Raw genomic sequence first — 9,704 nt, forward strand, 5'->3', positions numbered from 1 at the left:
GGTGTGCCTTTTTCTTTTTTTGTTTATTCTTTTTTCACCAATATTGGTATTTTCAAGATAGACCCTCATGCTGCTTTGCAGCACCAGGTGACAATGAAAATACCTATCTCAATCCGTCATTCAGACTGTGTCGCAATTATTCTGTAAATTATTTACCCCCACTTATGTTAATATTTCACAGTAATATTGGGAATAGATAACCAAAAACTGAAGATAAATGTACTGTGTCTTCCACTTTCAAGCTATTCTTGGTGTATGAAAGGGATTATGACACAGTCTGATTGCGAGGAGGTCAACCATTCTTTGGTTGAACGACGTGGCAATCTCATTTCGTATTTTTTTTAAAAAATTAAAAGATGAGATCCTCACGCCATCAAAAAAGCGAGGGCTCAGGATGACAGATTAAAGAATTCATTTGATGGTATTTTCAGGATAGAAGGCTAATTAAAAGTATAGTTTGTAGTTAGTGTTTATCGAAATATATTTTGAAGAAAGAGAAGCACGTAATTAAAATTTTAGCTTTGCATAAAAAATGGAGCGGAAAACGGGATTTGAACCCGCGACCCTCGGCTTGGGAAGCCGATGCTCTACCGACTGAGCTATTTCCGCCCCTATGGCTATTATATTAACTGGTGTTGGATATTTTTTCAAGAGTTCATGAAAGAGAGTTATAGATTAGATGAAAAGAGGTCATTATTGATAATATTAGTTTATAATTGAACCATGAAAAACTATCATCGAAATAAAGATGAAAACATCTGGAAACATTTTGGGCAGATCTGGGATATTTCCTGGATGACAGTTGCACCAATTATTTTGGGATTATTTTTAGGTCAATATCTGGATCGGAAGTATCCAAAAGGTTTTTCTTGGACACTTTCAATGCTCATTTTAGGGATATTTTTTGCCTTCTATAATCTTTACCAATTTTTTGATAAAGAAATAAAAAAATACGAAAAAAAAGACAAAAAAAATGAACACGATAACCAAAACCATCATTAGTCTCCTTTTAGGAGCAGGTCTTTCAATAATTGTTGCCTGGTTAGTCGCTTGGAATGTTAAAAAACTTATTTATTTTAAAAAAAGCCAGCCATTTTCTGGTCTTATAGGTCGCTTAGCGATCACTGGAGTCCTCATCATCATCATTTTGAAATATTTAAAACCAGATACACTCTTATTTTTTTTGGGTTTTTTTATTACTTACTTCTTGACAGTCTGGGTAATCAGTATTAAATTCTTTTGAAGGTGAAAAACTATGGAAAATTTAGGACCACATATTTTGTTTATGATTGGACCATTACCGGTTACGACAACAGTGGTAGCAACCTGGTTAGTAATGGGTTTTTTAGTTCTGGTTTCAATACTTATTACCCGTAAACTACAGTTTTTACCCGGTCGTTGGCAAAATTTATTAGAACTTTTTGTTGAAGGTATCATGAACATGATTAACGATATGGCACCCTCTCGGGGAAGAATTTTCCTCCCCTTGGTTGGTACTTTAGCCTTATTTATTGGAGCCGCCAATCTTACCGGTCTTATCCCTGGATTAGAAGCTCCTACTAGTGATTTTAATACTGCTTTAGCATTAGCTTTAATAGTTTTTGCTGCAGTTCCCTATTACGGAGTAAAAATTCAGGGATGGAAAAACTATTTAAAAACTTACATATCGCCTTCCCCAGTGATGGCTCCCTTTCATATCATAAGTGAAATTACTCGCACTTTTTCACTGGCTCTTCGTTTGTTCGGTAATATTTTAGGCGAAGAAATTGTCATAGCTATTCTTTTTATTTTGGCTCCTATATTTGTTCCGGTTCCTATGATGTTGTTTGCTATTTTTACCGGAGTCATTCAGGCCTATATTTTTACCATTTTAACCATTGTTTACTTAAGCGCTGCAGTTGAAAAAGAAGGCGAAACCTAATTTATCCCTCCTCAAAATTGTATTGCATCATAGGGCTCCGCTAATATTACTATGTTGGTATTTTTATTTTGGTAGTGATAAAATCCATTAAATTTACCCAAAAGAGGTGACTAAAGGTGCAAGGAGAAATCCTTTTTTTATGTGTAACGGTTTTTACGGCAGGATTCGCTATTGCTATTGGTGTTATTTTTCCAGCTTTAGGACAAGGGAAAGCTTGCTCAAAAGCACTGGAAGGAATTGCCCGACAACCGGAGGCAACCGGACCAATCAGTAGAACATTGTTTGTCGGTCTTGCTTTGCTTGAATCCTTAGCGATTTACGTTTTGGTGGTTTCTTTGATTCTTCTCTTTGCTAATCCCTTACTCAAATATGTCTTTAAATGAGGATTTAATAAACCATGATAAGTATTGATCGAAGTATCATTTTTCAAATCATTAATTTTCTCATCTTAGTTGCTCTTTTATTCCGTTTTCTTTTTAAACCGGTGGTTCAGGCACTAGATAAGCGATCAAACCATATCCGGGAAGAAATGGAGAAAATAGAAAAAGAAAAAAAAGCAGCTGAAGAGATGCGTTTAAAATATGAAGAAGAAAGTAAAAATATCCATATTAAATACCAAGAAATGCAGGAAATTGCCAACCAGGAAGCAGTAAAGATTAAATCAAATATTATTGATGAAGCCTATCAAGAAAGCGAGAAAATTAAGCAAACTGCCGAAGAAAAAGCCAGAATTGAAATTGACAAACTTTATTCTGAGCTGAAGTTGGACATCATCGATATTTCTACTGAAATGGCGGCTAAATTGCTTCGTGAACGGATTGATATATCCAAACAAGACCAGCTGATTGAGCAACTTTTAGAGGAAGCGATTGATAAAATTGAAATTAAATCGGACGTGCAATATGGACAGCAGCAATAAAGAAATAGTTAAATTCATCACTCCCTTTCCGATGACCGAATCGCAAAAAAATATGGTTAAGAGTAAATTATCCCGAATCGGGAATATCGATCAAATGATTTTCCAAGAAGAAGTAGATCCCTCTCTCATTGGGGGAATCATCATTATTTTCGGAGAAATGCTAATCGATTGCAGCTTGCGGACTCAACTCGATAAGATGAAGGAAGGAATGATTTAATGGCAGTTTTAACTGACACTTTAAAAAAAGCCATACAAGTTGTTCGAGAATATGTCCCCGTACCGGAGATTAATGAAATTGGCGAAGTAACCGAAGTCCAAGATGGAGTAATATCCATCGCCGGTTTAAAAGAAGCCATGATGGGTGAAATGCTGATTTTTCCTCATGGTTTAAAAGGGCAAGTCTTTAATTTAGAAAAAGAACGTATTAGCTGTATTTTATTTGGAGACTATTCCCTCATTCACCAAGGAGATCGAGTATTTCGAACCAATCGAGTTTTAGAAGTTCCAGTTGGTGATGAATTATTAGGTCGCATAATAGATCCCTTAGGAAATCCTTTGGACGGAAAACCAATACCTGATTGCCGCCATAAAAGACCGATTATGCAGCAAGCTTCTGAAGTCATTCAGCGGCAGCCAGTTCATAGACCTCTCTTTACTGGTATAAAAACGATTGATGCCATGATACCACTGGGGAAAGGACAAAGAGAATTAATTATCGGTGATCGCAGAACCGGTAAAACCACCATCGCCATTGATACTATTATTAACCAAAAAGGAAAAAATGTAGTTTGTGTTTATGTAGCTATTGGGAAAAGGTTATCGGCAATCACTGAAATGATTGATTTATTAAAAAGATATAATGCTCTGGCTTACACTATTATTATTTCAACATCAGCCGAAGATTCTCCGGCTTTTCTTTATTTAGCTCCTTACAGCGGCTGTACCATTGCAGAATTTTTTATGAATGGAGGCCAAGATGTTTTAGTTGTTTACGATGACCTTTCCAAGCATGCGGTGGCTTATCGATCGCTTTCGCTGCTCATGAGACGTTCACCGGGACGAGAATCATATCCAGGTGATATTTTTTATCTTCATTCCCGCTTATTGGAGCGAAGTGCCCAATTATCCGATGACCTGGGCGGTGGGTCAATGTCAGCGCTCCCGATCGTGGAAACCCAAGAGGGTGACATCTCTGCCTACATCCCAACTAATATCATTTCCATTACTGACGGCCAAATCTACTTAGAAAGTAACCTGTTTGCTAAAGGATTTTTGCCTCCTATTAACATTGGTCTTTCAGTATCTCGGGTTGGCGGAGAAGCTCAAACCCCAATTATGAAAAAGGTCGCACGCCGTCTCCGACTTGACTTAGCACAATACTTCGAGTTAGAAGATTTTGCTAGATTTAGTTCGGAATTGGACGTCATAACTACTCGACAATTAGAGCATGGAAAAAGAGTTTTGGAACTAACAACGCAAATTCAATATCAACCCTTGGATATCTCCCTGGAGATATTAGCAGTTTACGCCGCTACTCAAGGTCTCATCGATCATGTTCCTCTTCCTCTGATAAAAAAATGGGAAGCGAGTCTTTATCAAAAGGCAATAAGCGAAAAAGCTGATTTATTGAATGAGCTTTGGAAAGAAAAAGAATTAGATTCGAAATTTGAACAAGAAATTAAAGAATTTATTCGTACTTTTACCGAACATTTTCTTCTTCAAGAAAATGTTCAAAGTTAGACCGAAGGTTTAGGAGGAGATTTTTTATTTCTGATCCTTTCAATCTCAAAGCTTTTTATTTTAAACTTAATTTTATTTAAAGAAGGAAATAATCTTTGGCAAAATTACAAATCATCAAAAAGCAAATTGATTTAATTAAACAAATTCAACATGTAACCAGAGCTATGAAAACTATTTCAGTAGTTCGTTGGAGAACGGGAAAGAAGACTTTGGAAAATGCCAAGGCTTTTTCTAATCAATTGCTTCGATTGAATGAAATTGCCCATATGCACTACCAAGAAGAGGTAATTTCCCCTCACCCACCTCGTGGATTTGCTCTCATTGGAATCTTTTCTGATAAAGGGTTGGTGGGAGGATTCAATACCGTATTAGCTCATAAAATGAAAACCTTTATAAATGACCAAGAGCGCGAAGGCAATAAACCCCATCTCATCGTCTTGGGAACTCAAGGTATGAGTCAATTCAAAAAGAGTCCTTATGAGGTTCTCCTAACCCATCCTCTCCCGGTCCATCAAACTCCTCATTATCAAAATGTTAGAGAAATTTTATATACAGTTCGGTCTTTTCACGAACAACAAATCTTTTCACACCTTTATATTGCTCACAATCAATACCTTTCGGTCAGTGAATATCGTCCGGTTATTCAAAGAGTAATTCCAATACCGCTTCAGGGTATCAATCTCCCCCCCGAAAACCAAGTTGATTTACGTCTCAGAACCGATATTCTCAGTACTACTCCAACTCTCATTGAACGTTTAACCTTTGAGTATGTTGCCAGTCAACTTTATGTCTTTTTAATCGAATCATTTTTAAGTGAACAAGCAACTCGTTTAAAAATAATGGATGCAGCAACCAGCCACTCCGAAGACATGATTCATTCTTTACGGATAGCCTATCAAAAAAGACGTCAAGAAAAAATTACCCAGGAACTTAATGAAGTAACCAGTGCCTCCCAGGTATTGGGAACGGTTTAAATATAAAAACGCTTCATTATGAAAGAGAGAAATATATGAATACAGGTATTGTTGAACAGGTCATCGGTCAAGTTGTTGATGTTAGGTTTCATCCCAGAGAGATTCCCTCCATTCATAATGCCCTGATTATCGAGAGAAGGAATCAAAAGAATTCTTCTAAACCCTTAGTCCTTGAGGTTCAAAGCCATTTCCAAGACGGTTTAGTGAGATGTATTTCTATCCAGGATACCAGTGGCCTCCAAAGGGGGATGGAGGTCATTGATACAGAGAAACCCATCCAGGTTCCGGTCGGAAAAGAAACCTTAGGAAGAATGTTCAATGTACTAGGGGAACCATCAGATGGGAAACCACCTGTTAAAGCCAAGCAAAAAATGGCGATTCACCGTTCTGCTCCTCCTTTAACGGAAAGATCTGGATCAACTCAAGTTTTTGAAACGGGAATTAAAATCATTGATCTACTCTGCCCTTATATCACTGGTGGAAAAACCGGTTTATTTGGTGGTGCTGGTGTTGGTAAGACAGTGTTAATAATGGAGCTCATTCATCGGACGGCAACAGCCCATCGCGGGGTATCGGTGTTTGCTGGGGTGGGAGAAAGAGTTCGGGAAGGCAACGAACTCTTTCTTCAGATGCAAAAAAGCGGAGTACTAAGCCATACGGTTTTAGTTTTTGGTCAAATGAATGAACCCCCTGGAGCTCGCTTTCGGGTTGCCCTCACGGCTCTGACTATGGCAGAGTATTTTCGGGATGTTCTTTCTCAAGATGTCTTGTTATTTGTCGATAATATTTTTCGTTATGTTCAAGCGGGATCGGAAGTATCAGCTCTTTTGGGACGTCTTCCTTCGGCTGTTGGCTATCAACCGACGTTGGCGGAAGAAGTGGGAATGGTTGAGGAACGAATTGCCTCAACCATCAATGGATCTATTACCTCGGTTCAAGCTGTTTATGTTCCTGCCGATGACTTGACTGATCCAGCTCCAGCCACCACCTTTTCACACCTTGATGCTATAACTGTTCTTTCAAGAAAAATATTTGAACGAGGGTTTTATCCGGCCGTCGATCCCGTGCAATCTACTTCAAGAGCTCTTGATCCCTTGATTATTGGGGATACCCATTGGAGGTTAGCTCAGGAAGCACGTAAAATTATTGCTCATTATCTTGAGCTGCAGGATATTATAGCTATTTTGGGAATCGATGAACTTTCTGACGAAGATAAAAATATTGTCAATCGGGCCCGAAAGCTCCAGCGCTTTTTTACACAACCTTTTTTTGCAGCTGAAAATTATACTGGAATTCCTGGAGAGTTTGTTTCCTTAGAAAAGACCTTAACTGGTGTCCAAAACATTATCGAGGGTCAATGTGATGATTGGCCTGAACAGGCATTTTATATGACCGGCACCATCGAACAAGTCGAAGCTCGGGTGAAGGAGTTGAAGAACGAATGAAAAAGATGGAGCTCCATATTGTAACACCAGAGCAAACTTATATTTATCCCGACGTTTATTCGATTACTCTTGAATGTCCTGATGGATTAAGAGGAATCCTTCCTGGACATGCTCCTTTTTTGGTAGAACTTCTAACTGGTGTGTTAAAATATACTACCATTGATGATCAGAAAAAATACCTTGCGATTAGCGGTGGCGCAGCAGAAATTACACCTTATCAGATCACTATTATTACCGATAGTGCTGAAGGAGCTGATACTATTGATGTTGCTCGAGCTCAAGAAGCTGCCACTCGTGCCCAGCAACGGATAAAAGAAAAAATTCCTGGCACAGATTTTATTCGAGCTGAAGCCGCTCTTAAGCGTTCATTGGCTCGGCTACGGGCAGCAGAATTAGCAGGAAAAACTGGTCGATATTCATAATTAATAATCAAATTCATCCGGTCTTTTTGGTATCTTTCCAAGGGAAAAAAGGATGGATTGAACAATTCTTTGCGAGGCAAATCCGTCTCCAAAAATATTTTGAGCTTTTCTTGCTTGTTTTTTTGTCAATAGTTCAGTAGCAAGGTTAATGATGGTAGTCTGGTCGGTTCCAGCTAAATACCCCATACCTGTTCCGAGGATTTCAGGTCTTTCGGTCGTACTCCTGGTGATTATAACCGGAACTCCCAAAGACGGAGCTTCTTCTTGTACACCACCTGAATCGCTAATCGCCAGCAGACTCTGGTTTAATACTTTTATAAAATCAAAATAATCCAGTGGGTCATGAAGAAAAACGTTAGCCTGGTTAGAAAGAATTGCATATACTTGATCCTTTACCACCGGGTTAGGATGAACTGAAAAAATAAAAACAATATCAGGAAAACGCTTGGCTAAACGAACTACCGCTTCTGCTACGTTCGCAATGCCACCCTCCCAATTTTCTCTCCGATGAGCAGTTACCAGAACCAATCTTTGATTGGGATTGGATGATAATAATCGACTTATATCTGAAGAACTAATCTGCTTATTTTGAGATTGAATCCAATAAAGGGCATCTACAACAGTATTCCCTGTTATCATTATCTTGTTCGGTGAAATTCCTTCATTTAAAAGGTTATCTTTTGCTTTCTGGGTAGGAGCATAATGGTAGGTGCTCAAACGTCCAACTAAAATACGATTCATTTCTTCAGGAAAGGGACTGTAGATATCACCAGTACGGAGTCCAGCTTCAATATGACCAATAGCGATCTTTTGATAAAAGGCTGATAAGGCACCACAAAAAGCTGAAGTCGTATCACCTTGAACCAGAACCCAATCGGGATTTTCTCTCTGAAGAATCCTTTCTAATTCCTGAAGAATAGATGCAGATAACGAGCTAAGGGATTGTTCCGGTTTCATAATATTGAGGTCGTAATCAGAAACTATATTGAACAAATTTAAAAACATGTGAGACATTTCCCGGTGTTGTCCGGTATTAATAAAAACCGGCTGTAAATCTGGTTGGCGAGCAACGGCAAGATAAACTGGTGCTGTTTTGATTATTTCCGGTCGAGTTCCGGCAACAAAGGCTATTTTAAACCTTTTTGGTGCTTTGAGTCCCACAAGAAAGCTCCGTCACACCTAAATGTTTTCCCCATTTCCAAGAGACATAGAAGAGCACTAAGGTAAGTAGGAGAGAATAGGTGCTATTCACCAAGAAGCGGTCAATTAAAATGGCAAGGATACTGAGGCTAGCACTAATCAAGTATACAACTAAAATAACTTCTCTTTGAGTTAAGCCTTTTTCTAATAATCGATGATGAAGATGGCCACGATCCGGCTTGGTTATAGGCAGTTTATTCTTTTTGCGGCGAACGATGGCAAAAAAGGTATCGAGTATTGGAATTCCCAGAATAAGAATGGGAACGGCCAAGGTAAAAGTGGTTGCACTTTTAAGGGCTCCTTCTACCGATACGGTTGCTAAAACTCCCCCAAAAAAGAGTGCTCCTCCATCACCAATAAATATTTTAGCTGGTGGGAAGTTATACGGAAGAAATCCCATTGATGAACCCATTAACAAAAAAGAGATTAAAGCTGATTCCCACCTCCCATGTTGAAGAGCAATAATCCCTAAAGTACAGGCTGCAATGGCAGCAATTCCACTGGATAAACCATCCATTCCATCGATAAGATTTAAGGAATTGGTAATGCCTAATATCCAGAAGAAAGTAAAGGGAATTCCCCAAATCCCAATGTACCAGAGAACATTCCACGGTAAAGTGATAAACTCAATAACCACTCCATCAAAAATAAGAATGAGAGTACCAATACCAAGACCCAATACCTTGCTCCAAGGTGGTAAATTATAAATATCATCAAAAAATCCGGTTAGAAAAATTGCTGCTAAACCTAAAATATACCAAAAAGACACTGGATAGGACAGAAAAAAGCGGAAAACGAGAAGCGAAATAAAAAAAGAACCGGCAACCGCCACTCCCCCTAAACGGGATTTTGGTGTGCTATGGATTTTCCGGTTTCCATCGGGTTGATCAAGAAGGTTCTTTTTTTGACAAAACTTCATTATCAATGGAGTAAATAAAAGGGATAGGAAAAAAGCCCCTAAGCTTGCCACGATTAAATGAAGGAATGTCACGATTCACACCCACCTTTAAATATGCATACTTCTAAGCCTGCTTCGCTCACCAACTCATCTCCCAAGGGATCAGGATAGGGATTTTGATAGAC

General features: G+C 38.6%; 12 protein-coding genes and 1 tRNA gene. 10 read left to right on the forward strand and 3 right to left on the reverse strand.

Annotated elements, in window-relative coordinates:
• Positions 1-533: 533 nt before the first annotated feature.
• A tRNA-Gly gene (locus tag PLK24_RS04640) sits at positions 534-609 on the reverse strand.
• A 114-nt stretch (positions 610-723) separates the two neighbouring features.
• On the opposite strand from PLK24_RS04640, the gene PLK24_RS04645 reads away from it, so the two are divergent.
• The 10 genes from PLK24_RS04645 (at position 724) to atpC (ending at position 7,421) form a co-directional block, all read left to right on the forward strand.
• Positions 724-1,002 carry an AtpZ/AtpI family protein gene (locus tag PLK24_RS04645; protein WP_324476766.1) on the forward strand — a complete coding sequence of 93 codons (279 nt, stop codon included), beginning with the start codon at positions 724-726 and terminating at the stop codon, positions 1,000-1,002.
• On the forward strand, positions 974-1,243 hold the full coding sequence (locus PLK24_RS04650) for an ATP synthase subunit I (protein ID WP_324476768.1): 270 nt from the start codon (positions 974-976) through the stop codon (positions 1,241-1,243). The genes PLK24_RS04645 and PLK24_RS04650 overlap by 29 nt, the downstream gene beginning before the upstream one ends.
• Positions 1,244-1,255: 12 nt before the next feature.
• On the forward strand, positions 1,256-1,921 hold the full coding sequence (locus PLK24_RS04655; protein WP_324476770.1) for a F0F1 ATP synthase subunit A: 666 nt from the start codon (positions 1,256-1,258) through the stop codon (positions 1,919-1,921).
• A gap of 116 nt (positions 1,922-2,037) precedes the next feature.
• Entirely contained in the window at positions 2,038-2,304 is a 267-nt protein-coding gene (atpE, locus tag PLK24_RS04660; protein ID WP_218111349.1) for an ATP synthase F0 subunit C, read from the forward strand.
• A gap of 14 nt (positions 2,305-2,318) precedes the next feature.
• Positions 2,319-2,840 (forward strand): F0F1 ATP synthase subunit B, encoded by a 522-nt coding sequence (gene atpF / locus PLK24_RS04665; protein WP_324476773.1) that lies wholly within the window; start codon positions 2,319-2,321, stop codon positions 2,838-2,840.
• Positions 2,824-3,057: a F0F1 ATP synthase subunit delta gene (locus PLK24_RS04670; protein ID WP_324476774.1), complete on the forward strand. Its 234-nt coding sequence runs from the start codon at positions 2,824-2,826 to the stop codon at positions 3,055-3,057. Before atpF ends, PLK24_RS04670 begins: the two co-directional genes overlap by 17 nt.
• A complete protein-coding gene (locus tag PLK24_RS04675) occupies positions 3,057-4,580 on the forward strand; it encodes a F0F1 ATP synthase subunit alpha (protein ID WP_324476775.1) in 1,524 nt (507 codons plus the stop codon). The genes PLK24_RS04670 and PLK24_RS04675 overlap by 1 nt, the downstream gene beginning before the upstream one ends.
• 95 nt (positions 4,581-4,675) lie before the next feature.
• Positions 4,676-5,554 carry a F0F1 ATP synthase subunit gamma gene (locus PLK24_RS04680; protein ID WP_324476777.1) on the forward strand — a complete coding sequence of 293 codons (879 nt, stop codon included), beginning with the start codon at positions 4,676-4,678 and terminating at the stop codon, positions 5,552-5,554.
• Between the two features lie 35 nt (positions 5,555-5,589).
• On the forward strand, positions 5,590-6,999 hold the full coding sequence (gene atpD / locus PLK24_RS04685) for a F0F1 ATP synthase subunit beta (protein ID WP_324476779.1): 1,410 nt from the start codon (positions 5,590-5,592) through the stop codon (positions 6,997-6,999).
• Positions 6,996-7,421 (forward strand): ATP synthase F1 subunit epsilon, encoded by a 426-nt coding sequence (atpC, locus tag PLK24_RS04690; protein ID WP_324476781.1) that lies wholly within the window; start codon positions 6,996-6,998, stop codon positions 7,419-7,421. The genes atpD and atpC overlap by 4 nt, the downstream gene beginning before the upstream one ends.
• On the opposite strand, the gene wecB is transcribed toward atpC, so the two are convergent.
• Positions 7,422-8,582: a non-hydrolyzing UDP-N-acetylglucosamine 2-epimerase gene (gene wecB, locus PLK24_RS04695; RefSeq protein ID WP_324476783.1), complete on the reverse strand. Its 1,161-nt coding sequence runs from the start codon at positions 8,580-8,582 to the stop codon at positions 7,422-7,424.
• The gene (locus PLK24_RS04700) at positions 8,554-9,612 is read right to left on the reverse strand and encodes a glycosyltransferase family 4 protein (RefSeq protein ID WP_324476785.1); all 1,059 of its coding nucleotides are present in this window, start codon (positions 9,610-9,612) and stop codon (positions 8,554-8,556) included. The genes wecB and PLK24_RS04700 overlap by 29 nt, the downstream gene beginning before the upstream one ends.
• Between the last annotated feature and the right edge of the window lie 92 nt (positions 9,613-9,704).

Source organism: Atribacter sp. (assembly GCF_035418125.1).
In the GTDB taxonomy this organism is placed as follows: domain Bacteria; phylum Atribacterota; class Atribacteria; order Atribacterales; family Atribacteraceae; genus Atribacter; species Atribacter allofermentans.